Consider the following 26,018-nt stretch of genomic DNA (forward strand, 5'->3'; position numbering starts at 1 on the left):
GGCGAGGCATTCGTATAACATACCCCCGCGGCGAAGTCAAGTTCCAATGAGCCCGGAGGCGGCCAACCCTTTAATCTTGCGCAGGTTTTTCTACCTGACTGCGGACACCTGTACCGGTGCAGCTTCGTGCACCCCAACCTCCTCGGGGCGCCGTCCGATGTTGGTCGTGTCGTTAATGATGACCACCTCGCGCGTGGTGCCGTCCACCTCGGCAGTCGGGAACGCGTGCCTTTTGAGGACGAACCACTTCCCGGTTTCCTTGTGCAGAAGCTCGATCCCCGGAGCGGCCAGATGCCCCTTGAGCCCGTGCTCCTCGAGGAAGGAGAGGCAGTCACGCCCGACGATGTCCCGGTGCGCCTTGCCGGTGAAGGTCTCGACGGCACGGTTGAAGCGGCGGATCTTGCCGTACTGGTCGGAGAGGATGAACATGTCGGAGATGCAGTCCATGATCTCCTCCCACTCGCGCCGGATCCCCTCCATCTGGTGGAAGACGTTCTTCAGCTCTTCGTGCTTCATGTAAAGGCGTGCGTCGCTCTCGAGCAGCTCGCGCTCCATCTGGCGCTGGTCGGTGACGTCGCGCGAGATGGCGATCAGGCAGGCCTCCCCCTGGTACTCGATCACGTCCGCGGACCATAAAAGCTCCCGGATCTCGCCGGACTTCACCCGGAAGCGGACGTCCAGGTTGCGCACATGGCTGTGCTCGTTCAGAAGCTTCAGCATCACCATCCTGGCATCGTGATCCGCCCAGAGCTGCAGGTCGGTCGAGGTCCTGCCGATGACCTCCTCCCTGCGGTAGCCCGTGATCTCCTGGAACGCCTCGTTGACGTCGATGTAGGTGCCGTCCTCGGCGCGGGTGATGACGATGGAGTCGGGGCTTGCATGGAAGGCCTTGGAGAACTTCTCTTCGGAGTTTCTGAGCGCCTGCTCCGCCTCGATGCGCCAGGTGATGTCCTGGGCGGTGCCGAGCATGTGCAGCGGTTTCCCCTGCGCGTCGTAGGTCACCTCGCCCCGCGCCGACAGGGTGCGGACCGCCCCGCTTGCCAGCATGACGCGGTAGTCCATCTGGTAACTCTTGCGGTTGTAGATGGCGTCGTTCACGGAGCGGATCACCATCTCCCGGTCATCCGGGTGGACCGCCAGCAGGACGAGTTCGTGGGAAGGGGTGAAGTTGGCGGGGTCCACGTCGTGGATGCGGAACATCTCGTCGGACCAGATGAGCGTGTCGGTGGTGAGATCCCAGTCCCAGTTGCCGAGACGTGCGATGCGCTGCGCGACGGCGAGGGTGGCGCGGCTTTCCCTCAGTGCCTCCTCGACTTCCTTGTGGGCACTGATGTCGACCAGGGAGAGCACCGCCTGTTCGGTCCCTTCGATGGGGGCCCAGTTGCCGACCATGGTGCGTACCGCGCCGTTTCTGTCCACAAGCTGTACTTCGAAGCTGCGCCTTGGCGTGGCCGGCTCATCGACGAGCGGTGCGGCCGCGATCCCGTCGGAATCGCAGCTGCCGAGGAACTCGGTCCAAAGCTTCTTCCCTTCGAGCTCCTCACGCGAAAGCCCGGTGGCGTCCTCGAAGCCGCGGTTCACCGTCTGGAGCGTGCCGTCCGGGAGCACGATGGCCATGGCGGTCCCGGTGTTCTCGAATATGGCGCGATAGCGGGCCTCGGACTCCTCCAGCTGCTCCTGGGAGCTGCGGCGCGAGGTGATGTCGCGCGCCGCGTAAAGGACGGTCTGGATGCCTTGTTGCAGATCGCCGATGGGATGGATGGAAATCTCTTCGTAGTGGCTGCCGCCATCCTCGGTGTGGTAGCTTACCTCGCTGCTTACCGCAGTGGCGGTGCAGACGCACCGGGAGAGCTGGCTCATGACCTGCTCGGAGAGCCCGTAGCGGGTGATCAGCTCGGGAAAGCTTCGGCCGACGGCCTCCGCTTCAGCCAGAGCGTATTTGGCCAGGAAGACGCCGTTGCAGTTGGCAATGGTGTAGTCGTCGGTCCGCACCACGCAGATCGCGTCGCGCGAGGAGGCAAGGAACATGCTGGAGAGGTCGTCGGAATGACGCAGCGCCGTCTCGACCCTGCGGCTGCGCTCGCAAAGCACCGAGAGGGAGGCGAAGAACACGCCGAGCAGGCTCGCGTAGAAGGTGCGCATCCAGAGCTCGTACGCGTTCGGCGCGCTGAGCTGGTCCAGAAACGGCGCTCTCCGCAGGATCACGGCGTCGATGAGGGCGTCCCCCACCCAGAAGAGCAGGATGAAGCAGAAAGCCACCGCTATGTGCCGCTTCCAGTTGAAGGGCTTGGTCATGCGCATTCCTCCACGATGCTACGTACGGCACATCCCCGTTTCGGCAGCAAGGCAGATAACTTGAGAGGTATCCCTGTCAAGGGATCAGCAGCGGCTCCTGCCAGCGGGGTATGATCCCCGCCTCGGCCGCCCGGTTTAGCAAAAGTCGCACGGCATCCTCCCCCTCGGGGCCGAGCCCGCGGGAGAAGTCGTTCACATAAAGGGAGATGTGGGCATCGCACACCTCGTCGCTCATCTCCTGCGAGTGGGCGCGTATGTAGGGACGCGCCGCACCGGGGTGGGCGAAGGCGTACTCCACGCTAAGCGCAAGCCCACGCTCCAGGGATAAAAGCGCCTCCCGCCCGAGCGAGCGTTTCGCCGCGATGCCGCCAAGCGGTATGGGGTGCCCCGTCTCCTGCTCCCACCACTCACCCAGGTCGAGCACCTTCTTCAGCCCATACCCCTGATAGGTGAAGCGCGACTCGTGGATGATCACCCCAGCCGCGACCGAACCGTCGGCTACCGCACCCATGATCTCGTGGAACGGGAGGTAGACGAAGTCGGCAAGCGACGGGTTGAAAAGCCGCAAAAGAAGCGCCGCGGTGGTGTACTGCCCGGGGAGGGCGATCCTCTTGCCGGCGAGCTCGCCCGGGTCAATACCGTCGCGCGCGACGACCAGCGGACCGCAGCCGCGCCCGAGCGCCCCCCCGCTTCTGAGCAGGAGGTAGTCCTTCAGGATGTGCCCCAGTAGGTGGTAGGAGACCTTCGAGACGTCCAGCGTCGCGGAAAGCGCCATCCGGTTCAGGGTCTCCACGTCCTCGAGCTGCTCGCGGAAGGAAAAACCGCAGTCGACCCGCCCGTGGATCAGGGCGTCGAAGATGAAGGTGTCGTTGGGACAGGGAGAAAAGCCCAGGGTGAGCGTCGGGCGCTGCCCGTTTTCTGACATTACGCAATCCATGTCTTGTACAAGCTCCGATAAATCAGTCAAAGAGGCCCGGTTCTCTCTCAGATCCGCCCCTTGCAAAGTTTTTAAGACTCACCAATATACTACTTGAGGGAAGGTTGTGCAAGAAAAGCTTAACGAGCGCGCGATATATATAAGAGCAGCGCTGCAAACGGAAGGAAGCATACGAAGGGAAAACGGTGCAGATCAGCTCCCAAAGAGTGCATCGGGGCACTTAAGAAGGCTGAAGAGGAAGCGCTGCACCTCGCCTACGGCACGTTTCAAGTCCCAGCGCGACATGTCCCGGTCCTCCACCATGTTGCTGATGCCGCGCACCTCGAGACAGGCAACGCCGTAGATGAGCGCGACGTGGGCGAGCGCCGCCCCTTCCATGTTCTCGCAGATGCCGGGGAAGCGGCGCAGCATCTCCTCCCCGCGGCGGGAGGTCCCTGAGCAGGTGGAAACGGTGAGAAAGGGTCCGAGGGCGGCGGCAAAGCCTTCGGCAGCGGCATGCGCGAGCGCGCGTCGGGCCGGCTCAAGCGGCAGCGGGACGCGGTTGAAGACGCGCTCCCCCCTCCCCTCGTAGAGCGGGATGCCGATGAGGTCGAGCCCGCGCCACCCGTCAGGGGTCAGCACCCCTTCGTCCGCGAAACACTCGGCGTCGGCCACCGCTATGTCACCGACGCCGACCCCGCAGCCGGGAAAGGCGCCGCCGCAGCCGGTATTGACGAGAAGATCAGGCGTCAGGCGCTCGCAAAGAAGGGTCGCCGCGCAGGCGGCGTTCGCCTTGCCCATGCCGGTCTGGGCGATGAAGAGTTCCTGCCCCGCGAGCTCGGCGCGCCAAAGGGGGAGGTGCCCCACGCCGGAGAAGGGGAGTGCGGAAGCGGCCGGTATCAGCTCCGAGAGTTCCATCCTGGTTGATGCGGTGACGACGACTCGTCTCATGTGCGGCTCCAAGGTGCGTGGTTGCGCGAGTCTAGCACAGCAGTCGGCGGCAGTTCAACAGCGCTGTCAAAAAGCCGTCGAAAGTCAAAAAGCCGCTCGTCTTCCCTGGGCATCCTTGGCACCGGTTGGCAGGGACGCCCGACGAACCCAATGGTCTTCATTGGAAAAAGTGTGGCAATGCGGGAAGGTTTTGTTACAATGAGGCCTGCGACTTCGCTCCAGAAGCGGCGGCACAGGTTTTGCTGTTACTGTGGCGTTCGGTTAAGGCACGGGCAGCGCAAGCTCTCATTATCCTTCTCCCCCATGAGCTGAAGCTGCAGCGGTCCGGCGCCGGAAACGCAAAGGCGAATCGACTACGATGCAGGGGGGGAAGAACGAGCGTGCCGGAGGGCCTCCGGAGGAGCACTCGTACCCCCTTTTTTGTTGCATAACTCAAGGCCATCTAATATATTCGCACCGTTTCGACTACTCGCAGAGAAGGGTATTTCATGCCGCGCTGGATTCTCCCCCTGAACATAACCCTGGGCATCGCCATCATCGCGGTGGCGGCGCTCATCGCAGCGGACCTGCTGAGCTTCAAGATCTCCGGACTTTACCCACGTAACGCGCAGAAACCGGCCTCGCAGAGCGCGACCGCACCTGCGGCGAGCCAGGATCTCCTCACCTTCGGCCCCATCCTAGAGCGCGGCCTGTTCGGCAAGGCGACCCAGGGGAGACTGACCGCGATCGTGCAGACCGCTTCGACCGCCGGAGGGCAGGCGGCGGCGCCTCCCCCCCCTGCCGTGAACGACCTGATCCTTTTGGGGACCGCGGTCGGCTCGTTCCGCGAAACCTTCGCGCTGGTGCTGAAGAGCTCGACCCACGAGGAGCGGGTCTTCCGCCTGGGCGACACGGTGTTCTCGGCGGGACCGCTCGTTTCCGTCAAGAAGGACGTGGCCGAGATCCTGGTGGGAGGAAAACGGGTGAAGATCCTCACCCCGACCGCGGCAGCGGAAGCTGCGGCGACGGCAGCGGCGGCCCCTGCGGCACCCGCGTCCGGCGGCGGTCTCGCCGCCTCCGCCGGTGCCGGAAACTACATAGTCGACCAGCGCGCCTTGAACGCTGCCCTTGACAACATCGGGCAGGCCATGACCGACGCGCGCCTCCTGCCCAGCATGAAGGACGGCAAGGTGGAGGGGTTCCGGGCCACCGAGGTGAAGCCCCAGGGGATCTTCGGCACCGTCGGCATCAGAAACGGCGACGTCCTCTTGAGGATGAACGATTTCCCGATCGACTCCCCGGAGAAGGCGATCCAGTCCTTCGCCTCGCTCAAGGGGCAGAGCCGGATCAAGCTCGACCTGATCCGCGACGGCCAGCCCACCACATTCACTTACGACATACGGTAAAGACGGTTGCACAGAGACCCAAAGATCATCTGTCACTAAAAGCCTATAAGCTGTCACCAGCCGGTTTGAGTATCGTCTCAACCTCGACCCGGTTTTAGGGGGGTGCATTGAAAAGTAGAGTTACCCGCATAGCCGCCATACTCATGTTCCTGATCGCCGCACCGAACCTCGTCTTCGCGAAGGGGGTGGTGCTGAACTTCACCGACGTGGACATCGCCACCATGGTGAAATTCATCAGCGACCTCACCGGCAAGAACTTCATCATGGACGACCGGGTCAAAGGGAAGATCTCCGTCTTCTCCCCGGCCAAGCTCTCCAACGAGGAGGCGTACAACGTCTTCACCTCGGTGCTCGAGCTGAAGGGCTTCACCGTGGTGCCGGCAGGCAAGGTGATGAAGGTGGTACCGACCGCGGCGGCCAAACAGGCCGGGGTGAAGGTGCTTTATGACGGCGAGAAGGGGACGGTGAACGACAGCTATCAGGCGCGCGTGATCCAGTTGGAGCACGTGGCACCGCAGGACGCGGTGACCTTCCTGCAGCCCCTGGTCTCCAAGGACGGCCAGATCTCGGCCTTCGGCGCCGCAAACCTCATCCTCGTCATCGACTCTGCATACAACATCCAGAAGATCCTCGGGATCCTGAAACACATCGATACCGACCAGGTGCGCGAGGGGGCCGAACTGGTCTTCCTCAAAAACGCCGCCGCTGACAGCGTCGCCACCATGGTGAAGGACTGGCTCTCCGGCAAGCAAAGCGCGAAGCCTGGAGCGACTGCCGCCGCTACCGGCGCGGCTCCCGTCGTCGCCGACACTAGGCTGAACGCCCTCATCATCTTCGGCTCGGACAAGGACAAGGCCGACGTTAAGAAGCTGATCGAGCTGGTCGACGTGGTGCCGCCGACCACGAGCAGCAAGGTGAACGTCTACTACCTGGAAAACGCCGAGGCGACCGAGGTCGCCAAGGTGCTGGACGGCCTCGTGAAGGGGACCTCCAACACACCTGCGGCCGCAACACCGGGGGGCACCGCGGCCGCACCGCAGCAGGCCGTCTTCGAGGGGGGGAAGATCACCATCACCCCGGACAAGGCCACCAACTCGCTGGTCGTCATGGCCTCCCCGACCGACTACCAGAACCTCCTGCAGGTGATCCAGAAGCTCGACAGAAGAAGCCGCCAGGTCTTCGTGCAGGCGATGATCGCCGAGGTTTCCGTCAACAAGGCGAAGGACCTCGGGGTGCAGATCGGCGTGATCGGCGCCGCCTCCAACGGCACCGTGGCCACCATCGGCACCTTCGACCCCTTCGGCACCGTGGCCGGGCTCTCCACCACGGCCGCGGCGGCCAAGACCCTCGGCATGGACGTGACCCTCGGCAAGATCAACGTCCCGGTCGTGCTGCAGGCGCTGCAGACAAACGGCGCACTGAACGTCCTCTCCACACCGAACATCATGACCAGCGACAACAAGGAAGCGGAGATCTTCGTCGGCGAGAACGTCCCCTTCCTTTCGGGCACGAACCTCACTTCGACCGGCCTCTCCCAGCAGTCCATCGAGAGGAAGGACACCGGTATCATCCTGAAGATCAAGCCGCAGATCAGCGAGGGGGAGTACGTAAAGCTCGACATCTACCAGGAGATCTCCGCGGTGAAGGACTTCGGCACCGCGACCAGCCCGAACCTGGGGAGCACCAAGCGCTCCGCCAAGACCTCGGTCGTTGTGAAGAATACGGACACCGTGCTGATCGGCGGCCTGATCCAGGACACCGACCAGGTGGTCGAGAGCAAGGTCCCCCTCTTGGGCGACATCCCCGGGCTGGGCTGGCTCTTCAAGACCAGGACCACGAAGCGGGACAAGACGAACCTCCTCATCATGCTCACCCCGCGCATCATCAAGGACGCGCGCGACCTGGCCGAGGTTTCGACAACCCAGCGGAACAACTTCTCCGATGCGGTGAAGAACAACGCCCCCTTCAACCTGGAGCGTGCCCTGGAGGAAAAGCCGAAGTCGGTGACCGCGGACAAGCCCGAAATTCGCAACCAGTAACGGCGGACAGACTCCCATGGCAGAAACGCTCGATATAGAACGCATAGCGGAACGCCTCGGCCTCCCTTTCCAGGCCGAGATCGACGACACGAAGGTGGACGGCGCCCTGGTGAACCGGGTGCCCCTGAACTTCGCCAGGAACAACCTCCTGTTGCCGCTGCGCGAGGAGGAGGGCGCGGTGGTGGCGGCGAGCGCCGACCCGGCGAACCTACTGGCTCTCGACGAGATGGCGGGGCTCTTCCAGCTCCCGGTGCGCACCGTCGTGGTGCCGCAGCCGGTCCTCATCGACGCGGTGAACCGGCTCTACTCGCGCCTCTCCGGCTCCGCCCAGGAGGTGGTCGAGGAGCTCGAGGGAGAGGAACTATCCACCCTCGCCACCTCGTTCAACGAGCCGCGCGACCTTATGGAGCTGACCGACGAGGCGCCGGTGATCCGGCTTCTGAACTCGATCCTCTTCCAGGCGGTGAAGGAGCGCGCGAGCGACATCCACATCGAGCCGTTCGAGCGGGAGCTCGAGGTCCGCTTCCGGATCGACGGTCTCCTCTACAAGATGCTCTCCCCCCCGAAGGTGATCCAGGAGGCGCTCACCTCCCGCGTGAAGATCATGTCGGGGCTGAACATCGCGGAGAAGAGGCTGCCGCAGGACGGCCGCATCCGGGTGAAGGTCGCCGGGCGCGACGTTGACATCCGCGTCTCGCTCATCCCGACCTTCTTCGGCGAGCGCGTGGTGTTGAGGCTTCTGGACAAGCAGCGCGGCGTGCTCTCCTTGAAGGAGATCGGCCTCTCGGACAAGAACGACCTCCTCATGGAGCGGCTTTTGTCCCGCACGAGCGGCATCATCCTGGTCACCGGCCCGACCGGCAGCGGCAAGACCACGACGCTCTACGCGGCGCTCTCCCAGATCAACTCGCCGGAAAAGAACATCATCACGGTCGAGGACCCGATCGAGTACCAGTTGAAGGGTGTAGGCCAGATCCAGGTGAACCCGAAGATCGACCTCACCTTCGCGAACGGTCTGCGCTCCATCCTCAGGCAGGACCCGGACATCGTCATGATCGGCGAGATCCGCGACGCCGAGACCGCCGAGATCGCCATGCAGGCCTCGCTCACCGGCCACCTGGTCCTCTCCACCCTGCACACCAACGACGCCGCAACGGCGGTAACACGCCTCATCGACATGGGGATCGAGCCCTTCATGGTCGCCTCGTCCCTCTCAGCGGTACTCGCCCAGCGCCTCGTGCGCGTGATCTGCCCGCACTGCAAGGAGTCCTACGTCCCGGACCGCAGCTACCCGGGCGTCGAGCTCCCGCCACTTCTGTACCGCGGCCGCGGCTGCGAGAAGTGCTTCAACCTCGGGACCATCGGCCGGGTCGGCATCTACGAGCTCCTCCCCATCGACGCGGAGCTCTGCTCCATGATCATCCGGCAGGCCTCCTCCGGCGCCATCAAGGAGTACGCCGTCTCGAAGGGGATGCGCACCCTGCGCGAGGACGGCCTTTTGAAAGCGGCCCAGGGGATAACCTCCATCGAGGAGGTCCTGAGGGTGACCCAGGACGACTATGCCGACCTTTCGCTATAGCGCATTCAACCAGAAGGGGGCCGAGGTCACCGGCACCATGGACGCGGCGACTGAAGCCGAGGCGCGCCTGCAGCTCAAGGGGAAAGGTCTCTTCGCCAAGGAGATCGCCCCGGCGACCGAGGCGGGCTCGCGCTGGTCGTTTGGTTCCGGCGTCAGCGTCCCCGACCTCTCCCTCGCCACGAGGCGCCTCGCCACCCTTTTGGGCAGCGCCGTCCCGGTTTACGAGGCGGTCGCGACGCTCTGGGAACAGGAGGCGCCCGGCGAGCTGAAACGCGTGCTCGGTCGGGTGCGGGACCGGCTCGCCGAGGGTCAGGGGCTTGCCCAGTCACTTGCCGCGGAGCCGCAGGTATTCTCCGAGAGCTACATCGGCATGGTTTCCGCCGGCGAGGCGAGCGGCGCACTCGACGTGGTGCTGGAGCGCCTGGCCGAGTTCCAGGAGGACCAGGCCGAGGTGAGAAGCCGCGTCATCACCGCCCTCATCTACCCCGCCATCATGGTGGTGGTCGGAGTCGGCGTCATGATGGTGCTTTTGGGCTTCGTCGTCCCGAAGATCTCCGCGGTATTCGAGACCAACAAGGCGACCCTGCCGCTGGTCACAATTCTCCTCATCAAGGCGAGCACCCTGGTAAGGAAGGGGTGGTGGGCCATGGGGGCGCTCGTGATCCTGGCCGTGGCCGCCTGGAAGCGGGTGAAGGCGAACGAGGAGCTTCTTGTCAGGCGCGACCGCTTCATCCTGCGCCTTCCGATTGCCGGGCAGCTCTGGCGCCGCCTGGTGCTGTCCCGCTTCGCCAAGGTGCTGGGCCTTTTGCTGCAAAGCGGCGTCCCCATCATCAAGGCGATGGAGATCACCGGCGAGGCCGTGGTGAACCGGGAATACAAGAGCTTTCTCGCCCAGGCGCGGGAGACCCTGATCCAGGGTGGGAGCCTCTCCGGGGCGCTGAAGACGAGCCCGCTCTTCCCGCCGCTATTGACCCACATGACCGCCGTAGGCGAGAAGAGCGGCGAGCTCGACGCCATGCTCATCAAGGCGGGCGACGCCTTCCAGAAGGAGTTCAACGCCCAGGTGACCCGTTCCATGGCGCTTCTGGAGCCGATGCTGATCCTCGGCATGGGACTCAGCATAGGCTTCATGGTCATCGCGGTGCTGCTCCCCATCATGCAACTGAACCAGCTGGTTAAATAGTCGACTGACTCCATAAAATTCATTGCGAGGTCTACCCATGCTGAAACAACTGAAAGACAGCCGCGGCTTCACCCTGATCGAACTGATGGTGGTCATCGTCATCCTGAGCCTTCTGGCCGTCCTGGTCGGGCCGAAGATCATCGGCCGCAGCGACGACGCGAAGGTCGCCGACGCCAAGGTGCAGATCCGCAACATCGAGACCGCACTGAAGCTCTACAAGCTCGACAGCGGCGTTTTCCCGACCACCGAGCAGGGGCTGCAGGCCCTGGTGACCAAGCCGACCACCGGCAAGGTCCCCAACAACTACCGGGCCGAAGGTTACCTGGAGAACAAGAACATCCCGAAGGACCCCTGGGGCAACGACTACGTTTACCTCTCCCCCGGCGAGCACGGCGACTACGACCTCTCGTCCTACGGCGCGGACGGCGCCCGCGGCGGCGAAGGCAAGAACGCCGACATCGAAAGCTGGAGCATGAAATAGGGGCAGGTTGTCGGGAGACTGATTCTTTGGCTGGCAAGCAAACCGGTAAATCGTGCCGCCGCGAGGCGGGCTTCACCCTCCTGGAGCTCATGGTGGTGGTCTTCATCATCGCCCTGGCAGCGGGGATCGTGCTCCCGCGCCTGCCGGATACGGAGGGGACCCGGCTGAAGAGTTCGGCACGTAACCTGGCGAGCGGCATCAGGTTTTTGAACGACCAGGCCATCATCACCAAGAAGGTTTACCGCCTGCACCTGGAGCTCGGGGAGAACACCACCCACATCGCCGAGCTCTCTCCCACCGGCGAGGAGATGCAGCCGCAGGACCAGTTCATGGGGCGGCGACTCGTCGAAGAGGGTATCGACATCGAGGACGTGAGCGTGGGCAGCCGGGGTGTCGTCAACGAGGGGGAGGTGGTGATCCCTTTCGGACCGGCGGGGCTTGGGGACGGCGTCACCATCCACCTGAAGGCGGGGAAGGTGCATTTCACCGTCATCGCCTACCCCTCCGGGGGTAAGGTCACGGTCCAGGAAGGATACCAGGAGGTTACTTCGTGAGAGGCTTCACCCTGCTCGAGGTGATGATCGCCCTCGCCATCACCGCCGGCGTCCTTTTGACCGTCATCTCATCGGTCAACTACCATCTCTCCAGGATCGCCGAGGACACGGAGGAGACCACCGCGGTCCTTCTTGGACGCGCGAAGCTCGAGGACCCGGAGTTCGCCAAGAAGACCGACACCAAGGGGACCTTCGCCCCCGATCATCCCGATCACAAGTGGGAGCGCGAGATCTCGAAGACCGACATCCCGGGCCTCAACATGATCCGCTTCACCGTGATCTGGGGCAACAACAGCAAAAGGCTCTCCCTTGTGCAATACGTGCCGCAAAATGCCCAGTAACAAGGGTTTCACGCTCATAGAAGTCCTGATCGCCCTGGCTCTTCTGGTCATCCTCGCCGGCGCGCTGTACGGCACCTACTTCTCAGTGGTCGGGGCGCGCGAAAAGGGAGGCGTCCGGATGGAGGAGCGCCGCGAGCTCTCCACGACGCTCGGAAGACTGCACGACGAGCTGTCTTCGGCATTTTTCAAGGCAGCCACATCAAACGCAGGCGCAACAACAACGACAACGACGCAGCGATACCACTTCGTGGTGGAGGACCGGGACAGCTTCGGCAAACCCGCGTCGCTTTTGCAGTTCACCGCGGTCACCCCGCCCCGCATCGACCCCTCACCCGCGTCCGACGTCATGGTGGTGCGCTATTCGGTGCAGGAAAAGGAGGAAGACCAGGCCCTCACCCTGGTGCGCGAGGCGCGTGACCTCTACCTCGACACCAGCGTCACCTCGGTCCCCTACCCGGTCATGGACCGGCTGGAGGGGTTCCTGGTCGAGTGCTGGGACGGAGCCAAGTGGGTGAAGACCTGGGATACCGCACTCAACAACCAGATGCCGCAGAAGGTCAGGATCACCATCACCGTGAAGGGGGGAGAGACCTTCAGCACCGTCGCCACACCGAGGAAAGGGATATGAGGGGGGAGAAGGGTTTCGCCCTCGTCATAGCGCTCATCGTGACCACGCTCCTCGTTGCGCTTCTGGCCGAATTCGTCAACGAGGTCTACGTCGACGCCTCGCACAGCCGCAACTTCGTGGCGTCGCAGCAGGCAGGGATGCTCGCGGAGTCGGGGGTTGCGGGGGGGATCAAGCTACTGCAGGTCTCCAGCTCGCTCAGGCTTGGTGAGCAGTACAGCTCCCTTCTCGAGCCGTGGGCGCAACCCCAGTCACTCGATGCGGACAACGGCACGGTGACCGTCACCATCGAGGAGGAGAGCGGCAAGATCGACCTGAACTCGGCGACCTCGCAGACCGGGGTGCCGGACGACTTTTACAAGAACGCCCTGTTGAGGCTTTTCGACAACCTGAAGCTGTCGCGTGATCTGTACGACCCCCTGGCGGACTGGGTGGACACCGACGACACGCCACGCCCGAGCGGCGCCGAGAAGAACTACTACGGAACCCTGAAGCCGCCGCTGCAGGTGCACAACGACAAGCTGGAGACGATTGAGGAGCTCGGCCTCGTCAAGGGTTACCCCCCCGAGGTGCTGGCCAAGCTGCGCGGCATGGTCACGGTGTACGGGATGGCAAACGGCATCGCCGCGGCGAAGATCAACATCAACACCGCCCCCAAGGAGGTCCTCATGTCGCTGGACGACAGCCTCATGACCGGGGACCAGGTGGCGCAGATCCTAGAGTACCGCAAGACCAAGGTGATCAAGACGCTCGCAGATGTGTTTGGCAGTTCGCCGCTCACCAACACCCTGTCCCTAAAGGTGGGATGCAAGGGGTTCATTTATCGCATCCGTTCCGAGGGGAAGGTGGGAGAAAGCGTCAGCGTCGCCGAGGCCGTGGTGACCAACGTGGAGAGCACATCGCCTACGATCCTTTACTGGAGAGAATATTGATGGACATGCTGATCGTACAACTGAAAAGGTCCGAGCTGGTGCTCGCCTCCTTCAAGGCGAAGAAGGGGGGCGCGACCTTCCTCTCCGCCGAGCGGCACCCGCTCATGGGCGAGGAGGGGGAACTCTCCCGCATCATCGCGGGAAGCTCCATCGCCGCCGGTGAGCACCGCGTGGTCCTAGCCCTCCCGCCGTCCTCGCTGTTCATGAGGGAGCTGGAACTCCCCATCACCGACCGCGCCAAGGTACGCGAACTCCTCCCGCTCGAATTGAAGGGAGAGACCGCACTCGACACCGACCAGCTCGCCTTCGACGCCCTGCCGCTTGCCGGCGGCAAGGTGCTCGCGGTCTGGGGCAAGGTTCAGGACCTTTCCGAAAAGATCGCGCTCCTAAAAGAAGCGGGGCTCGAACCGGAAGTAGTCACCGCGTCCCTTTTCCACTGGGAAAAGCTCGCCCCCGCCACCGGGACCGTGGCGGTGAGCGACGGCGAGGCGCTGGCTGCGTACCGCGACGGGGCCCCCATTTACTTCCGTGCCCTCCCCCCGGGCGCCACCGAAGCCGAGCTCACGCGCACCATCGCCGCGCTGGAACTCTCCCGCGAGCTGCGCGTGGATCGCATCATCTCGCACGCCCCCGGGAAATTGGAAGGCGACGCGGAGTCGCCATCGGGCAAGGATCTCTTCGAAGCCTTCGGCGATGACCCGCGCGCCTCGCACGATCTCGCCGGCGCCTATGCACTCGCTGCCGCAGTCGCGGACGGCTCCGCCGTCAACCTGCGCCGCGGTCCCCTCGCCTACACCGCCGCCACCGAAAAGCTCTACCAGCGCCTCAAGATGAGCCTCATACTCGCCGCGGCCCTCGTCCTTCTCATCTTCGCCGAGAGCGGCGTGCGCTACTACCTCGTGAAACGCGACCTCACCTCGCTCGACCGCACCATCACCGGCATCTACAAGGAGGTCTTCCCGACCCGCAAGAAGGCGGTGGACGAGGTGGCCGAGCTGCGCTCCGAGATCAAGCGCCTGGAGGGGGCCAAGACCTCCAGCAACGTGCTCAAATTCCTGAAGGACCTCTCCGAGGTGAAGGGGGAGGACGTGGGTGGGATCTACGAGACCGAGGTGACCGGCAACGACGTGCGTTTAAAGGGTGACGCGAAGAGCATCCAGGCCGCGAGCGATTTCAAAGGGCGCGCCGCCGCCCTCCTCGAGGGGGCCGAGGTGAGCGAGACGAAGTCCCGCGCCGACGGCAGCATCACCTTCACGCTTAGCGGAAAGATCAAGGGGGTGAGCCAATGAGCCGCCAGGAGATGATCAGCATGCTGCAGGGACTGGACAGCACGATCCGCCAGCGCATCGGCGTAGCACTCGCCGTCCTCCTCGCCATCGTGGTCGCACTCTCGGCGATCAACAGCCGCATCACCGCGCTCGAGCACAAGCGCGCCGCGCGTGAGGCGGACATCGGCGAGATGATGCGCCTGAAGCTGCGCTACCAGGAGGCGAACGCCGGTGCCCAGCGCATGGCGAACCGGCTCATGGCCACTCGACCGGACGACTCGCCGGCCAAGATCATCGAGGAGACCGGCATCAAGGGTCGCGGCAGCCAGATCAAGCCGGTCAAGGGTGACGACATCCCCGGCTACGTCGAGGACGCCGCCGAGGTGAGGATGGAGGGGCTTTCCGCAAACGAGGCGGTGAACCTCGTCTACCGCCTTGAGAAGGGGACGCGCCCGGTGACGGTGAAGAAGGCCCTTATCAAGCAGAGGTTCGACGATCCCTCGAAGCTCGACGTAGCACTCACCATCGCGCTGATCAAGCCTGCACCGGCGGGGAAATAGATGAACAGACGTGCCCTATACCTCGCCCTGGGTATCCCCTCGGCGATCCTGCTGTTTTTGCTGCTTACGCTTTTGTTCACCCCGAACTACGCCATAAAGGGTGTGCTGGTGCGGGCTGCGGAAAATGCCGGTTATACGCTTGAGTGCGCGGGCCTCGGTAAGGGATTCCCGCTTGCGTTGCACGCCGACAAGGTGGAACTGGGTACCGCCAAAGGGACCGTTTTGAAGCTCTCCGACGTGAAGGTGCGCCTCGAGATGCTCCCCCTTCTCACCGGCAAGGCCCGCCTCGCCTACCGCTGCGCCATCGGTACCGGCGAGGCGAATGGGGAGCTGGAGCTGGGCAAGGGCAAGGGTTGGAGCCTGCAGTGCCGCGGCGTTCGCCTGGAAGACATCCCCTTCTTCAGTACCGTGGCCGAGGCCAAGGTCAGGGGGGAACTGAGGGTGAACGGTAAAATGGAGGAGGGCAAGGGTGGCAGCGTGGGCGACCTGCAGCTTGAGGTCCGCTCCGCCGAGGTCGCCGGGGTCAAGATCGGCGCCATGCCGCTTCCCGATGCCGCTTACCGCGAAATACGCGGCGTGCTGAAGGTCCAAAAAGGGCGTGCCGTTTTAAAAAGCTTCACCCTTAACGGCGACGGCGTCTACGTTCGCCTTTCCGGGGACACCGTTCTCGGGACTCCGCTCGGGGCATCCCCGCTCAACCTGACCATGGAGATGATGCCGAAACCCTCCTTCCTGGAGCGGCAGAAGTTCGTGTTTTTACTGCTGACCAAGTACCAGAGCTCCCCCGGGGCCTTCAGCGTGCCGATCCGCGGCACCCTCGCCCATCCATCCATGTAGACTCAAACAAAACACAGTTTCAGATTTTGGGTTGCATTTGCCTCCTCTCTTACTTAACATTACTGTAATGAGCGAAGTGCAGCGCTCGTCTTAACGAGAGGACCAACCCATGATCGAATTCCGCGGCGTCCACAAGTGGTTCAAGAAGCTCCATGTGCTGAACGATATCAACCTGCACGTGAAGCCTGGCGAGGTTGTCGTCGTCTGCGGTCCCTCAGGCAGCGGCAAGTCGACTCTGATCAGGACGGTGAACCAGTTGGAGCCGATCGACCAGGGGACCCTGATCGTCGACGGCAAGGACTTGAGCGAGAAAAAGCTCGACATCAACGCCCTGCGCGCCGAGGTCGGTTTCGTCTTCCAGCAGTTCAACCTGTACCCACACCTCTCCGTACTTTCGAACATCACCCTCGCCCCGATAAAGATCAGAAAAACCCCGAAGGCGGAAGCGCAAGAACAGGCCATGGCGCTTCTCGAGCGGGTGGGCCTTGCCGAGAAGCGCGATGCCTACCCAGCGCAGCTCTCCGGCGGACAGCAGCAGCGCGTCGCAATTGCCCGCGCGCTCGCCATGAAGCCGCGCATCATGCTCTTCGACGAACCCACCTCCGCGCTCGACCCGGAGATGATCGGCGAGGTGCTCGACGTCATGCAAAAGCTCGCGCTAAGCGGCATGACCATGGTGGTGGTCACCCACGAGATGGGGTTCGCACGCGAGGTGTCAAAGAGCGTCGTCTTCATGGACCAGGGGACCATACTGGAGCAGGCCGCCCCGGAAGAGTTCTTCATAAATCCTCAGCACGACAGGGCGAAACAGTTCCTGAAACAGCTGCTGTCACCAATGCATTGAACCTAAAGGCCGTTCTAAGTTCTATGTTCTATGTTCCAGGTTAACGGCGAAACCGAATATCGCGCTGACGCGGGACATGCCTCGCAGCATCTCCACTCAGATAGAACAGAGAGCAGCCATGGGAAGTTTTTTTGTGTGACGGGATGCGTGTGAAAATCACTCTGGTATAATGCCGTACGCTTTGTGTCGTTTAAACGTAGAACCTAGAACATAGAACTTAGAACGATTCTTTTATCCAAGGAGGAATGTTGATGAAGAAACTGATGACGCTTTTTGCTGCAATGGTCCTGACGGTACTCACGGCGCAGGTAGCTCTCGCGGCGGACACCCTGGCGGAAGTGAAGAAAAAGGGCGTGCTCGTGGCGGGGGTCAAGGACTCGCTCCCCCCCTTCGGCTACATCGATGAGAAGAGCCGCGAGATCGTGGGCTACGACATCGACTTCGTCAAGTACATCGCCAAGAAACTCGGCGTGAAGGTCGAACTGAAATCGGTCACCTCGGCGTCCCGCATGCCGCAGCTCATGGAAGGGAACATCGACATCATCGCCGCCACCATGACCAAAAACCCGGAGCGCGCGAAGCAGATCGACTTCAGCTACACCTACTTCCTCACCGGCCAGAAGTTCATCACCAAGAAGGGACAGGTGAAGACCCTCAAGGACCTGCAGGGCAAGAAGATCGGCACCGCCAAGGGGTCGACGTCCGAGCAGAACGTCTCCAAGGCGATCCCCACTGCCACCGTCCTCTCCTTCGACGACTACCCGCAGGCGTTCCTCGCACTGCAGCAGGGCAAGGTTGCCGCCGTCACCACCGACGAGTCGATCCTCGCCGGCATCCTCGGCAAGGCGCCCAACCGCAGCAAGTTCGAGATCCCGAACCTGCAGATCTCCGAAGAGCCGTACGGCCTCGGCATGCGCAAGGACGACAAGAACTTCGTCGCCTTCGTGGACAAGACCCTGCTCGAGATGGAGAAAAACGGCGAAGCGAAGAAGATCTTCGAGAAGTGGTTCGGTCCGAAAACAGCCACCCCGCTCAAGCGCACCTTCAAGATCACCGCCGACAAATAACAGTTCTTGCCAGCTCTCCCCCTCCCTTTGACGGGAGGGGGATTTTTTTTCACTACCGCCACATCCTGACTGGGAAAACTTCTGCCCCGATGCACCATTTCTCCGGCTGAATTCCCTTTTCCCCTCCCCTTCTTCTTGGTCATCTCTGCCTCAGACAGATCGTTTCCCGCTCAGCACAGGAGTAAGTTCAGCTTACATCGCTTGAATGCTGGATCAGAGCCTCCCTTTTAGTGCCTAAACCCTTGACAATTCACCTCAAGACGTTATATAAATCCATGCTTAAAATTAACTCTGTTTTAATACCAAGGAGGGGGCAATGAGAGTAGCAAAGTTTTTCAACCTTGTAGCGGCCCTTGCGCTGTTCGCTTTTGTGGGAACCGCAACCGCTGCCGATCCCGCACAACCTGCGGCAGTACTGAGCAATACGGACTGTGTGAAGTGCCATGAGCAGCCGCCCAAGGATATCGCCGCTGCAGGTGGCAAGCACAAGACCGAGGTGACCTGCCAGGACTGTCACGTCGGCCACCCGCCCAAGGTTAAGAAACCGATCCCGCAGTGCAGCCAGTGCCACGACGGCAAGCCGCACTACAAGCTCCAGGGCTGCCTCGGCTGCCACTCCAACCCCCATACTCCGAAGAACATAAAGTTCGGCAACAACGTAACCGATCCGTGCCTCACCTGCCACAGCGGCCAGATCGAGCAGCTGCGCACCTTCAAGAGCAAGCACACCGCCCTCAACTGCTCGTTCTGCCACAACGTTCACGGCCGGATTCCGGAGTGCACCCAGTGCCACAAACCGCACTCCAACGACATGGGCGCCAAAGACTGCAAGGTCTGCCACCAGGCCCACAAGCCGGCTGACGTGACCTACAAGTCCGACACCCAGTCCAAGATGTGCGCGGCCTGCCACGGCAAGGCGTTCAGCCTGCTCACCGCAAGCACCGCGAAGCACAGCAAGCTCGCCTGCGTCTACTGCCACCAGAACAAGCACAAGATGGTGCCGCAGTGCACCCAGTGCCACGTGAAGCCGCACCCGGCCGCCATCATGGCGAAGTTCCCGAAATGCGGCGAGTGCCACAGCATCGCCCACGACCTGAACCGTTGGGGTGACGCGGCGGCCCCGGCTCCGGCCAAGCCGGCTGCCAAGCCTGCTGCCAAGCCTGCCAAACCGGCCAAGAAGTAACGACTCCTGCAGTACATCGGGGAGGCCACGCGGCCTCCCCGACCTTTTTACCCCTCCCACGTAATCCAAGCCTTTTAAAATTCAGTTCCCGTAACACCAGGAGGATCGCATGCTCTTTCTACAGATAACCTCGGCAGTGACGGCGGTAACACTCGTGATCCTGGCAATGTGCATGATACCGGTTCTCGTGGAACTAAAGAAGGCGGCTGTCTCAATGCAGAGTGCCGCCGACCTTTTGCAGAAGGAAATCACCCCGCTCGTGAAGGAGTTGCGCGACACGGTCTCCGACGTACAGACAGTGACGAGCGCCGCTGCTGCCAACGCCGACGGAGTGAACATGCTTTTGTGCGAGCTCGGCCACGCCGGACACAACATACGCATGATCAACAAGGTGCTGGGGATCGCCTCAGACATCGTGACGAACTCTTCGGTCTATGCGACCGGCCTCAAGGTTGCGACAAGATATATTGTTGATAGAATAGTGAAATCCAAAATTAGGGGGTAACACCATGTCAAAAGATAATGATATCGGGACCGGAACCATGCTGCTTTCCTTCCTTGCCGGAGCCGCGGTAGGCATCGGCGCCGCACTTTTGTTCGCGCCGAAGACCGGCGAGGAACTGCGCGGCAGGATCAAGGACATGGCCGACGACGCGGTGGACAAGATCAAGGAATACGCGAGCGAAGCACAGGAAAAGATCAGGACCAGCTACGAAGACGGCAAGGATCTGGTGCTGGAAAAGAAGAGCATCATCGCCTCCGCTATCGAGGCGGGTAAAGAGGCGATGGAGCGGGAAAAAGAAAAGCAGAAGTCCCAAGAGGTATAAGGGGAGTTCCCCCGCCGAAAAAGCCCACCCCGGTGGGCTTTTTTTCGTTCAAGCAGACGCCCTTTGGGCAGCAGGTGGTGCATCCGGTATGAATGACAACAACAAGAACAAATTCCCCGGTATGATCTGGCGCCACGATCCGGCACAGGTCGGCGGCTTTAAGGGGAAGGGGCTCAGGCTCTTGCAGTTTCTGGACTTCGTCTTCGCCAACTTCATGGCCAACAACGCGCTCTTGCGCGCGACGGCCCTCTCTTTCACCTCGCTCCTTTCGCTGGTCCCCCTTCTGGCCCTTGCCTTCTCGGTGCTGAAAGGGCTCGGTGCCCAGAACCGCCTGGTGCCGCTCATCCTGAAACAGGTGACCGCCGGCAACGAGGAGGTGGTGGACCGGGTCGTCTCCTACATAGGCAACACCAACATGGGTTCGGTGGGGGCCATAGGCCTTGCCGCCCTCCTCTTCACCGCGATCAGCATGCTCGGGAGCATCGAGGAGGCCTTCAACGCCATCTGGGGCGTCCCGGAGACCCGCTCCTTTTACCGCAAGTTCAGCGACTACTTGAGCGTCCTCATCAGCGCACCGCTTCTGCTGCTCGCCGCGACCAGTATCACCACCACGCTGCAGAGCAAGTGGCTCACCAGCTGGATCATCGAGAAGACCTACCTCGGGGACCTGTTCCTGTTCACCCTGGGGCTCACCCCCTACCTCGTGGTCTGGACCGCCATTTTCCTCTTGTACGTCTTCATCCCCAACACCCGGGTACGCTTCGACTCGGCCGCCGTCGGCGCTGTGCTCGCCGGGACGCTCTGGCAGTTCGCCCAGTGGGCCTACATTCACTTCCAGGTGGGCGCCGGCAACTACAACGCCATCTACGGCACCCTTGCCGCCCTCCCGATCCTCATGGTATGGCTCTACGTCAGCTGGATCATCGTCCTCTTCGGGATGGAGGTCGTCGCGGCGCACCAGAACAGGAGCACCTTCCGGCGCGACATCCGCGGGCGCGATATCAGCCACGCCCTGCAGGAGCTGGTCGCGCTGTCGGCGCTTCGGCATATCGCCGATTCCTTCTACCGCGGCGAGCCCGCCTGGGGCGAGCACCACCTTGCCGTCAAACTCGGCATCCCGTTGCGCATCGTGCGCGACACCCTGGAGCATCTGCGCGAACAGGGGTTCATCGTGCAGGCGGGCGAGGGACGCGGCAGTTTCTATCCCGCCCGCGACTTAGACCAGGTCTCCATCGCAGACGTGCTCCTCTCCCTCAGGCGGCGCGGCGCCTCCGCAAGCATCGCCGGCGAGGAGCAGGCGGAGGCAATTGTGGCAAGCTCCGAACGCGCCCTTCGCGCCGCACTGGAGGGGCTTTCCCTAAAGGATCTCGCGCTGCCGGAAAAGCGCCCTGACGGCGTTGACAAAGGGGGAGCAGTTGACATATAGTGGCCCGATTAAACTGACGGCCAGAAGCGGGACATGCAAGATTTCAAAGATATAGACAAAGAGAAAAGCAAAAGAAGATTCCTCAGGGCGAAGGAACAGGACGGGCGCAACACCTTCAGGCAGATCAAGGAGACCAAGCCGCAGAAGAAACGGCTCAAGTACCTCCTCCCTGCCATCGCTCTCCTGCTTGCCGGCTACCCCATCATCTCCCTCTTCGGTTCCCCGCGCGCGAAGAGCGCGCCGACCGCTGCGAAGCCCGCCGCGGTATCCCTCTCCAAACTGGATCAGGGAAGTGCCTTCAAGCTCGCCGCCGGGGCCTATTCCAGTGCCCGCGTGCAAAACGGCAAGCTGTCGGCGCCCCTGCCGCAGGGTGGAGAGGTGATCTACAGCATCGACGCCGAGGTGCAGCAAAAGGTCGCGAAGCTCTTCGCCGACTACAAGGTCCCCTACGGGCTCTTCGTCGCCATGGATCCGAAGACCGGACGCATCCTCGCCGCCGTATCCCACTCCGCCTCCCGCCCCGGCTGGGAGAAGGACGCCAACTACCACCTCTACCCGATGGCCTCTCTCTTCAAGATCGTGACCGCGACGGCCGCCCTCGAAGAGAAGAAAGTCGGGCCCCAGACCCCCTTTGCGTTCAACGGCAAGCTCACCTCGGAAAGCCCGAAGTACTGGAGGGTGAAACCGGGGCGCGGCAACCAGACCATGCCGCTCTCCCTCGCCATGGGGAAATCGGTGAATCCGGTGTACGGCCGTTTGGCCGGCGAGGTGGTGGGACGCGACCCGCTGCTTTTGTACGCGGGGAGGTACGGCTTCAACCAGCCCATGTTCTCCAACAGCCCGATAGCGGCCAGCACGGCCCCGGCGCCGGGCACCATCGACGAGCTGATGAGGATGGGGGCTGGGCTCAACCGCGAGGTGAAGATCTCTCCGTTCCACGCCGCCGCCATCATGGCATCGGTTGCCAACGGCGGCGTGATGATGGCCCCTTCGCTTGCCAGCGAGATCCGCGACGCGAAAGGGAGCGTCGTCTTCACCCAGAAACCACAGCCGCTGCGTACCGTGATGACCCCTCAGACGGCGAACTCGCTCGCGCAGATGCTCGCCACCACCGTGGAGAGCGGCACCTCGCGCCGCGCCTTCCACGACCGCAGGGGAAGAAGGATGCTTGCCTCGGTGAAGATCGCCGCCAAGACAGGCTCCATCGACGGCACCGATCCCGCGGGACACTACAGCTGGTTCGCCGCCTATGCTCCGATGGAAGATCCCCAGATCGCGCTCGCCGCGCTGGTGATCAACGAGAACAAGTGGCGCATCAAGGCGACCACGGTGGGCGAACAGGCACTCGAGGCGTTTTTCCGGTAGGTGTGATGATGGAATGTACGGGATGCGGGACCTGCTGTGTCGCTCCTGACATCAGCGCCCTAGGGAAGAAGGTCGGCGAGCGGTGCCTGCACCTGGCAGAGGGGGAGCGCTGCGGCATCTACGCCGAGCGCCCCGCGGTATGCCGCGGCTATCGCCCCGACGATATCTGCCAAAGCGTGGCGGCGCCGACCCTGGAGGAGCGGGTGGCGCGTTACCTCGAGCTTTTTGGCCTGGAGCGTTCCTAGCGGAATCGCTCCAGCGTAACGTTGCCGTCCAAGAGCTGCGCGTACGAGTAATGGGTGATCCAGTCCCCGAGCGCCACGAACCGGCGCCCACCCTCGTCTTTGACCATGGGAAGGTGGAAATGCCCGGTGATGACGACGTCGCACCCGGCGGCGAAACGCCCGCGGGCGAAGTTTTCCAGGATGGCGCGGTAATCCCAGCGTACCTTGCGTGCGGCGTGCCTGCCGCTGGAACGGCGCGACAGGGTCGCCGCGGTCCGGTCGGCGAGGCGGCGCGAGAACACGGGGACGAGGGCACGAACCAGGGGGCTGTGCAGCACGAACCGGAAGAGACGGTAACGGTAGTCGGCGCGGTTGATCTGGTCGCCGTGACACAGGCAGACCCTGAGTCCGTCGATGGTGAGTTCGGCACCGCCTGCATGCACCTCCGCCTGCAGCTGCTCAGAGAAGAAGTCTCCCAGATGGAAATCGTGGTTCCCTTCGAAGTAGACGATGCGCACGCCGCGCGCCCTCACCCTCTTCAGGCAGTCGATGATGTCCTGGTAATGGCCGTAGACCGGCTGCGGGTTCCCGATCCAGAACTCGAAGATGTCCCCCAGAAGGTAGAGGGCGTCCGTGTCGGCGGGGAGCGTGTCCAGGAAGCGGAGCATGGTCCGGTAGTTCTCGTCTTCCGGGGCTCTAAGGTGGGCATCGGCGATGAAGATCTTGCGCATTGGCGCAATATATACAAAAATAGCGAGTTGGTAAAGGGAACAGGTTCTTAGGGGTATGTCCGCGACCCGGACCGTGACCTAAAAGCCGTCAAGAGGTATCGATGCACGCACTGCGCAACCTGGAGATCGTCTGGGAGGACCTGATGGAGGCCTTCGAGAACGTGGACTCCGACATGATATTTTTCCTGGACCGCGAGACCGGCGAGGTCTTCTCGGTCCCCACCGAGTATGACGACGAGGCGTTCTGGCTGGAGGTGGACGCCCAGCAGGACCGTTTCCTCGAGATCCCCCCCTTCGACTACGGCCAGGAGCGCCAGTTGGTGCACACCTTCATCCAGGGGATCGAAAACGAGGGGCTGAAGGGGATGCTGGTACGCGCCTTCACCGGGAAGCAGTCCCACGGCAGGCTGAACGAAATCCTCTCCTTCTACCCGGAGGAGCAGGAGCGCTTCCATGCCATCAGGGAAAGCTTTCTGACGGACCGGGCGGCGAACTGGCTCGAAGAGCACGACATCTACCCGCCGGAGCGACTGTAAGCGTTACCGTTGACCAACACCCCTCTTTTGCGTAACATCTCTCAGGTACTCAACGCCCCACGGATGCAATAGGCCATGATGAGAATGCGCTCGATCCATCCCCTATCAGAAATCGCCCTCGTGGTTTTGCTCGCCGCCCTCATCGGCGTTGCCAGGAACAAAACCCTGCTCACCGACGCCTGGCGCGGCGAGATCTCCAAAGCCGCCGTCGTCGCACAGCCGGCCCAGGCCGCCGAGGCGGTCCCCATGCCGGTTGGGCTTGCCCAGGCAAAGGAGTTGCACGACTCCGGGCAGGCCGTGCTCGTCGACGCGCGCAACGCCGACAGCTTCGTCAAGGAACACATCAGCGGGGCCCTCTCCCTTCCCCTTGCCGTCGCCGACAGGAAAAAGCCTCCCCTGCCGAAGAACGTCACCCCCGACACGATCATCATCGCCTACTGCAACGGTTTTTCCTGCCACGACAGCATGGAGCTCGGGAAAATCCTGATCAAGGCCGGCTACCGCCAGGTCTTCGTCTTCGAGGGGGGGCTTCCCGAGTGGCGCGATGCCGGCTACCCGACCGCGGGAGGGGCATCATGAAACGCATCGACTTCGTGATGGTGCTCCGCATCGCCCTGGGCGGCGTCTTCATCTACGCCGCAGTCCCGAAGATCGTCGATCCGGTCGCCTTCGCCGGGAGCGTGGCAGCCTACCGCATCCTCCCCTATTTCTGGAACTACGTGGCCGCGGCGGTGCTCCCCTTCCTCGAACTGATCTGCGGAGTGCTCCTGGTGCTCGGCATCCGGGTCAGGACCGGCGCCCTGATCATCGGCGCGCTGAACCTCGTCTTCATGGTCGCCCTCGCCTCCGCCATCGTGCGTGGCCTGGACATCGACTGCGGCTGTTTCCGCCAGGGGGGCGAAAAGACCACGCCGTGGCTTGCCCTCGCCCGGGACGCCGTCTTCCTCGCCATGACCGCCGCCGTGCTGCGCTACGAGCGGCTCCGCGCCGGTTAGTTTTTCTTTGCCAGCGCGTAAGCTTTTCCCCCGCCGCTTGCAGTTTTCACTGAAATCCTGTAGGATGCCGCGTTGTTTCATTAAGCTTCAGGAGAACGTTTTGAACGAGATAATGCTCCTCATCGGCGCGTACCTGCTCGGATCGGTACCGACCGGTCTGCTCCTGGCCCGGAGCATGGGCATCAACATAAGAGAATGCGGCAGCGGCAACATCGGGGCAACCAACGTCTACCGCACCGCAGGCAAGAAACTCGGCATCATGACCCTCCTCGGCGACTGCCTGAAGGGGCTCGTCCCGGTATTGGCCGCCAAGGCGCTCGGGCTTCCCCCCGTCTGGATCGCCGGCATTGGCCTCGCCGCCTTTCTCGGCCACGTCTACACCGTCTTTCTCGGCTTCAAGGGTGGCAAAGGCGTGGCGACGGCACTCGGCGTCCTGCTCGGCACCGCCCCCCTCGCCGTCCTCTTCGGCATCCTCGTTTTCGCCGCAGTCCTTTACAAGTGGCGCTACGTGTCGCTTGCCTCCATCAGCGCCGCGGCGGTCATCCCCGTCCTCGCCTGGGCGACCTGCACGCCCCGGGAAGTGATCGTCATGGCGTTCGTCATCGCGGTCATCGTGATCCTCAAGCACCACGAGAACATCGCAAGGCTGCGTGCCGGCACCGAGAACAAGTTCAAGGCCTGACCTTCCGTTCCCCCTGCGCATTCCCGCACTCTTCGCGGGAAAACCAGCAAACCCCATTGCACACCAAATGGGTCATTTCGCCTAAAAAGCGTCTTTCGCCGCACCGGCGCACACCTCCTCTGCAACAACACCGCGCTAACCTGCGGTAATCACGTCCATTCTCAACACACCACCGCCCGCGGTACGCGTCTT

28 protein-coding genes are annotated in these 26,018 nt (G+C 62.7%); 24 read left to right on the forward strand and 4 right to left on the reverse strand.

Features of this window, described 5'->3' with window-relative positions; all coding sequences use genetic code 11:
• Nucleotides 1–90 precede the first annotated feature (90 nt).
• From E4633_RS00895 to mqnB, 3 genes are all read right to left on the reverse strand, one after another.
• Nucleotides 91–2,295 (reverse strand): PAS domain S-box protein, encoded by a 2,205-nt coding sequence (locus E4633_RS00895; protein ID WP_135868399.1) that lies wholly within the window; start codon nucleotides 2,293–2,295, stop codon nucleotides 91–93.
• A gap of 76 nt (nucleotides 2,296–2,371) precedes the next feature.
• Nucleotides 2,372–3,232, reverse strand: coding sequence for a 1,4-dihydroxy-6-naphthoate synthase (locus tag E4633_RS00900; protein ID WP_135868400.1), 861 nt, complete (start codon nucleotides 3,230–3,232; stop codon nucleotides 2,372–2,374).
• 192 nt (nucleotides 3,233–3,424) lie between these two features.
• On the reverse strand, nucleotides 3,425–4,162 hold the full coding sequence (gene mqnB / locus E4633_RS00905; protein WP_135868401.1) for a futalosine hydrolase: 738 nt from the start codon (nucleotides 4,160–4,162) through the stop codon (nucleotides 3,425–3,427).
• Between the two features lie 488 nt (nucleotides 4,163–4,650).
• Between mqnB and gspC the strand changes: the two genes are divergently transcribed.
• The 20 genes from gspC (at nucleotide 4,651) to E4633_RS01005 (ending at nucleotide 22,903) form a co-directional block, all read left to right on the forward strand.
• Nucleotides 4,651–5,547 carry a type II secretion system protein GspC gene (gene gspC, locus E4633_RS00910; RefSeq protein ID WP_135868402.1) on the forward strand — a complete coding sequence of 299 codons (897 nt, stop codon included), beginning with the start codon at nucleotides 4,651–4,653 and terminating at the stop codon, nucleotides 5,545–5,547.
• Nucleotides 5,548–5,690: 143 nt separating this feature from the next.
• Nucleotides 5,691–7,586 (forward strand): type II secretion system secretin GspD, encoded by a 1,896-nt coding sequence (gene gspD, locus E4633_RS00915; protein WP_162604948.1) that lies wholly within the window; start codon nucleotides 5,691–5,693, stop codon nucleotides 7,584–7,586.
• A 16-nt stretch (nucleotides 7,587–7,602) separates the two neighbouring features.
• Nucleotides 7,603–9,165 (forward strand): type II secretion system ATPase GspE, encoded by a 1,563-nt coding sequence (gene gspE / locus E4633_RS00920; protein WP_135868404.1) that lies wholly within the window; start codon nucleotides 7,603–7,605, stop codon nucleotides 9,163–9,165.
• On the forward strand, nucleotides 9,146–10,348 hold the full coding sequence (gene gspF / locus E4633_RS00925) for a type II secretion system inner membrane protein GspF (protein ID WP_135868405.1): 1,203 nt from the start codon (nucleotides 9,146–9,148) through the stop codon (nucleotides 10,346–10,348). Before gspE ends, gspF begins: the two co-directional genes overlap by 20 nt.
• A 37-nt stretch (nucleotides 10,349–10,385) precedes the next feature.
• Nucleotides 10,386–10,829: a type II secretion system major pseudopilin GspG gene (gene gspG / locus E4633_RS00930; protein ID WP_135868406.1), complete on the forward strand. Its 444-nt coding sequence runs from the start codon at nucleotides 10,386–10,388 to the stop codon at nucleotides 10,827–10,829.
• 26 nt (nucleotides 10,830–10,855) lie between these two features.
• The gene (locus tag E4633_RS00935; protein ID WP_135868407.1) at nucleotides 10,856–11,383 is read left to right on the forward strand and encodes a pilus assembly FimT family protein; all 528 of its coding nucleotides are present in this window, start codon (nucleotides 10,856–10,858) and stop codon (nucleotides 11,381–11,383) included.
• The gene (locus E4633_RS00940) at nucleotides 11,380–11,724 is read left to right on the forward strand and encodes a type IV pilus modification PilV family protein (RefSeq protein ID WP_135868408.1); all 345 of its coding nucleotides are present in this window, start codon (nucleotides 11,380–11,382) and stop codon (nucleotides 11,722–11,724) included. The genes E4633_RS00935 and E4633_RS00940 overlap by 4 nt, the downstream gene beginning before the upstream one ends.
• A complete protein-coding gene (locus tag E4633_RS00945; protein ID WP_135868409.1) occupies nucleotides 11,714–12,352 on the forward strand; it encodes a type II secretion system protein GspJ in 639 nt (212 codons plus the stop codon). The genes E4633_RS00940 and E4633_RS00945 overlap by 11 nt, the downstream gene beginning before the upstream one ends.
• Nucleotides 12,349–13,281, forward strand: a complete 933-nt coding sequence (gene gspK, locus E4633_RS00950) for a type II secretion system minor pseudopilin GspK (RefSeq protein WP_135868410.1) — start codon at nucleotides 12,349–12,351, stop codon at nucleotides 13,279–13,281. The genes E4633_RS00945 and gspK overlap by 4 nt, the downstream gene beginning before the upstream one ends.
• Nucleotides 13,281–14,570: a type II secretion system protein GspL gene (gene gspL, locus E4633_RS00955; protein WP_135868411.1), complete on the forward strand. Its 1,290-nt coding sequence runs from the start codon at nucleotides 13,281–13,283 to the stop codon at nucleotides 14,568–14,570. The genes gspK and gspL overlap by 1 nt, the downstream gene beginning before the upstream one ends.
• Nucleotides 14,567–15,109 (forward strand): general secretion pathway protein GspM, encoded by a 543-nt coding sequence (locus E4633_RS00960; protein WP_135868412.1) that lies wholly within the window; start codon nucleotides 14,567–14,569, stop codon nucleotides 15,107–15,109. Before gspL ends, E4633_RS00960 begins: the two co-directional genes overlap by 4 nt.
• Nucleotides 15,110–15,946, forward strand: a complete 837-nt coding sequence (gspN, locus tag E4633_RS00965) for a type II secretion system protein GspN (protein ID WP_135868413.1) — start codon at nucleotides 15,110–15,112, stop codon at nucleotides 15,944–15,946.
• Between the two features lie 109 nt (nucleotides 15,947–16,055).
• Nucleotides 16,056–16,790 (forward strand): amino acid ABC transporter ATP-binding protein, encoded by a 735-nt coding sequence (locus E4633_RS00970; RefSeq protein ID WP_135868414.1) that lies wholly within the window; start codon nucleotides 16,056–16,058, stop codon nucleotides 16,788–16,790.
• Between the two features lie 251 nt (nucleotides 16,791–17,041).
• The gene (locus E4633_RS00975) at nucleotides 17,042–17,857 is read left to right on the forward strand and encodes an ABC transporter substrate-binding protein (RefSeq protein WP_135868415.1); all 816 of its coding nucleotides are present in this window, start codon (nucleotides 17,042–17,044) and stop codon (nucleotides 17,855–17,857) included.
• A 316-nt stretch (nucleotides 17,858–18,173) separates the two neighbouring features.
• A complete protein-coding gene (locus E4633_RS00980) occupies nucleotides 18,174–19,040 on the forward strand; it encodes a cytochrome C (RefSeq protein ID WP_135868416.1) in 867 nt (288 codons plus the stop codon).
• Nucleotides 19,041–19,149: 109 nt separating this feature from the next.
• Nucleotides 19,150–19,545 carry a DUF948 domain-containing protein gene (locus tag E4633_RS00985; protein WP_135868417.1) on the forward strand — a complete coding sequence of 132 codons (396 nt, stop codon included), beginning with the start codon at nucleotides 19,150–19,152 and terminating at the stop codon, nucleotides 19,543–19,545.
• A 4-nt stretch (nucleotides 19,546–19,549) separates the two neighbouring features.
• Nucleotides 19,550–19,867 carry a YtxH domain-containing protein gene (locus E4633_RS00990; protein ID WP_135868418.1) on the forward strand — a complete coding sequence of 106 codons (318 nt, stop codon included), beginning with the start codon at nucleotides 19,550–19,552 and terminating at the stop codon, nucleotides 19,865–19,867.
• An 88-nt stretch (nucleotides 19,868–19,955) separates the two neighbouring features.
• Nucleotides 19,956–21,293 carry a YhjD/YihY/BrkB family envelope integrity protein gene (locus E4633_RS00995; RefSeq protein ID WP_135868419.1) on the forward strand — a complete coding sequence of 446 codons (1,338 nt, stop codon included), beginning with the start codon at nucleotides 19,956–19,958 and terminating at the stop codon, nucleotides 21,291–21,293.
• A 33-nt stretch (nucleotides 21,294–21,326) separates the two neighbouring features.
• The gene (locus E4633_RS01000; RefSeq protein ID WP_135868420.1) at nucleotides 21,327–22,658 is read left to right on the forward strand and encodes a penicillin-binding transpeptidase domain-containing protein; all 1,332 of its coding nucleotides are present in this window, start codon (nucleotides 21,327–21,329) and stop codon (nucleotides 22,656–22,658) included.
• A gap of 8 nt (nucleotides 22,659–22,666) precedes the next feature.
• Entirely contained in the window at nucleotides 22,667–22,903 is a 237-nt protein-coding gene (locus E4633_RS01005) for a CxxCxxCC domain-containing protein (protein WP_135869550.1), read from the forward strand.
• Here E4633_RS01005 and E4633_RS01010 read toward each other — a convergent pair.
• The gene (locus E4633_RS01010; RefSeq protein ID WP_135868421.1) at nucleotides 22,900–23,613 is read right to left on the reverse strand and encodes a UDP-2,3-diacylglucosamine diphosphatase; all 714 of its coding nucleotides are present in this window, start codon (nucleotides 23,611–23,613) and stop codon (nucleotides 22,900–22,902) included. The genes E4633_RS01005 and E4633_RS01010 overlap by 4 nt on opposite strands.
• 101 nt (nucleotides 23,614–23,714) lie before the next feature.
• Here E4633_RS01010 and E4633_RS01015 point away from each other — a divergent pair, with 101 nt between their 5' ends.
• The 4 genes from E4633_RS01015 (at nucleotide 23,715) to plsY (ending at nucleotide 25,826) form a co-directional block, all read left to right on the forward strand.
• On the forward strand, nucleotides 23,715–24,149 hold the full coding sequence (locus tag E4633_RS01015) for a UPF0158 family protein (protein ID WP_135868422.1): 435 nt from the start codon (nucleotides 23,715–23,717) through the stop codon (nucleotides 24,147–24,149).
• A 75-nt stretch (nucleotides 24,150–24,224) separates the two neighbouring features.
• Nucleotides 24,225–24,728: a rhodanese-like domain-containing protein gene (locus E4633_RS01020; RefSeq protein WP_246037856.1), complete on the forward strand. Its 504-nt coding sequence runs from the start codon at nucleotides 24,225–24,227 to the stop codon at nucleotides 24,726–24,728.
• Nucleotides 24,725–25,144 carry a MauE/DoxX family redox-associated membrane protein gene (locus E4633_RS01025; protein WP_135868423.1) on the forward strand — a complete coding sequence of 140 codons (420 nt, stop codon included), beginning with the start codon at nucleotides 24,725–24,727 and terminating at the stop codon, nucleotides 25,142–25,144. Before E4633_RS01020 ends, E4633_RS01025 begins: the two co-directional genes overlap by 4 nt.
• 64 nt (nucleotides 25,145–25,208) lie before the next feature.
• Nucleotides 25,209–25,826, forward strand: coding sequence for a glycerol-3-phosphate 1-O-acyltransferase PlsY (gene plsY / locus E4633_RS01030; RefSeq protein WP_198419365.1), 618 nt, complete (start codon nucleotides 25,209–25,211; stop codon nucleotides 25,824–25,826).
• The last annotated feature ends 192 nt before the right edge of the window (nucleotides 25,827–26,018 follow it).

The sequence above is a fragment of the Geomonas terrae genome, from assembly GCF_004791675.1.
GTDB lineage: Bacteria > Desulfobacterota > Desulfuromonadia > Geobacterales > Geobacteraceae > Geomonas > Geomonas edaphica.

Bases quoted from the DNA above. Each gene is read 5' to 3' on its own strand.
- mqnB (WP_135868401.1), bottom strand. From the start codon at position 4,162: ATGAGACGAGTCGTCGTCACCGCATCAACCAGGATGGAACTCTCGGAG.
- E4633_RS00990 (WP_135868418.1), top strand. From the start codon at position 19,550: ATGTCAAAAGATAATGATATCGGGACCGGAACCATGCTGCTTTCCTTC.
- E4633_RS00900 (WP_135868400.1), bottom strand. From the start codon at position 3,232: ATGGATTGCGTAATGTCAGAAAACGGGCAGCGCCCGACGCTCACCCTG.
- gspL (WP_135868411.1), top strand. From the start codon at position 13,281: ATGGACATGCTGATCGTACAACTGAAAAGGTCCGAGCTGGTGCTCGCC.
- E4633_RS00895 (WP_135868399.1), bottom strand. From the start codon at position 2,295: ATGACCAAGCCCTTCAACTGGAAGCGGCACATAGCGGTGGCTTTCTGC.
- E4633_RS01020 (WP_246037856.1), top strand. From the start codon at position 24,225: ATGATGAGAATGCGCTCGATCCATCCCCTATCAGAAATCGCCCTCGTG.
- E4633_RS00960 (WP_135868412.1), top strand. From the start codon at position 14,567: ATGAGCCGCCAGGAGATGATCAGCATGCTGCAGGGACTGGACAGCACG.
- E4633_RS00945 (WP_135868409.1), top strand. From the start codon at position 11,714: ATGCCCAGTAACAAGGGTTTCACGCTCATAGAAGTCCTGATCGCCCTG.
- E4633_RS01025 (WP_135868423.1), top strand. From the start codon at position 24,725: ATGAAACGCATCGACTTCGTGATGGTGCTCCGCATCGCCCTGGGCGGC.
- gspN (WP_135868413.1), top strand. From the start codon at position 15,110: ATGAACAGACGTGCCCTATACCTCGCCCTGGGTATCCCCTCGGCGATC.
- gspE (WP_135868404.1), top strand. From the start codon at position 7,603: ATGGCAGAAACGCTCGATATAGAACGCATAGCGGAACGCCTCGGCCTC.
- plsY (WP_198419365.1), top strand. From the start codon at position 25,209: ATGCCGCGTTGTTTCATTAAGCTTCAGGAGAACGTTTTGAACGAGATA.
- gspK (WP_135868410.1), top strand. From the start codon at position 12,349: ATGAGGGGGGAGAAGGGTTTCGCCCTCGTCATAGCGCTCATCGTGACC.
- E4633_RS01010 (WP_135868421.1), bottom strand. From the start codon at position 23,613: ATGCGCAAGATCTTCATCGCCGATGCCCACCTTAGAGCCCCGGAAGAC.
- gspG (WP_135868406.1), top strand. From the start codon at position 10,386: ATGCTGAAACAACTGAAAGACAGCCGCGGCTTCACCCTGATCGAACTG.
- E4633_RS01005 (WP_135869550.1), top strand. From the start codon at position 22,667: ATGGAATGTACGGGATGCGGGACCTGCTGTGTCGCTCCTGACATCAGC.
- E4633_RS00985 (WP_135868417.1), top strand. From the start codon at position 19,150: ATGCTCTTTCTACAGATAACCTCGGCAGTGACGGCGGTAACACTCGTG.
- E4633_RS00970 (WP_135868414.1), top strand. From the start codon at position 16,056: ATGATCGAATTCCGCGGCGTCCACAAGTGGTTCAAGAAGCTCCATGTG.
- E4633_RS00995 (WP_135868419.1), top strand. From the start codon at position 19,956: ATGAATGACAACAACAAGAACAAATTCCCCGGTATGATCTGGCGCCAC.
- E4633_RS01015 (WP_135868422.1), top strand. From the start codon at position 23,715: ATGCACGCACTGCGCAACCTGGAGATCGTCTGGGAGGACCTGATGGAG.
- gspD (WP_162604948.1), top strand. From the start codon at position 5,691: ATGTTCCTGATCGCCGCACCGAACCTCGTCTTCGCGAAGGGGGTGGTG.
- E4633_RS00980 (WP_135868416.1), top strand. From the start codon at position 18,174: ATGAGAGTAGCAAAGTTTTTCAACCTTGTAGCGGCCCTTGCGCTGTTC.
- gspF (WP_135868405.1), top strand. From the start codon at position 9,146: ATGCCGACCTTTCGCTATAGCGCATTCAACCAGAAGGGGGCCGAGGTC.
- gspC (WP_135868402.1), top strand. From the start codon at position 4,651: ATGCCGCGCTGGATTCTCCCCCTGAACATAACCCTGGGCATCGCCATC.
- E4633_RS00975 (WP_135868415.1), top strand. From the start codon at position 17,042: ATGAAGAAACTGATGACGCTTTTTGCTGCAATGGTCCTGACGGTACTC.
- E4633_RS01000 (WP_135868420.1), top strand. From the start codon at position 21,327: ATGCAAGATTTCAAAGATATAGACAAAGAGAAAAGCAAAAGAAGATTC.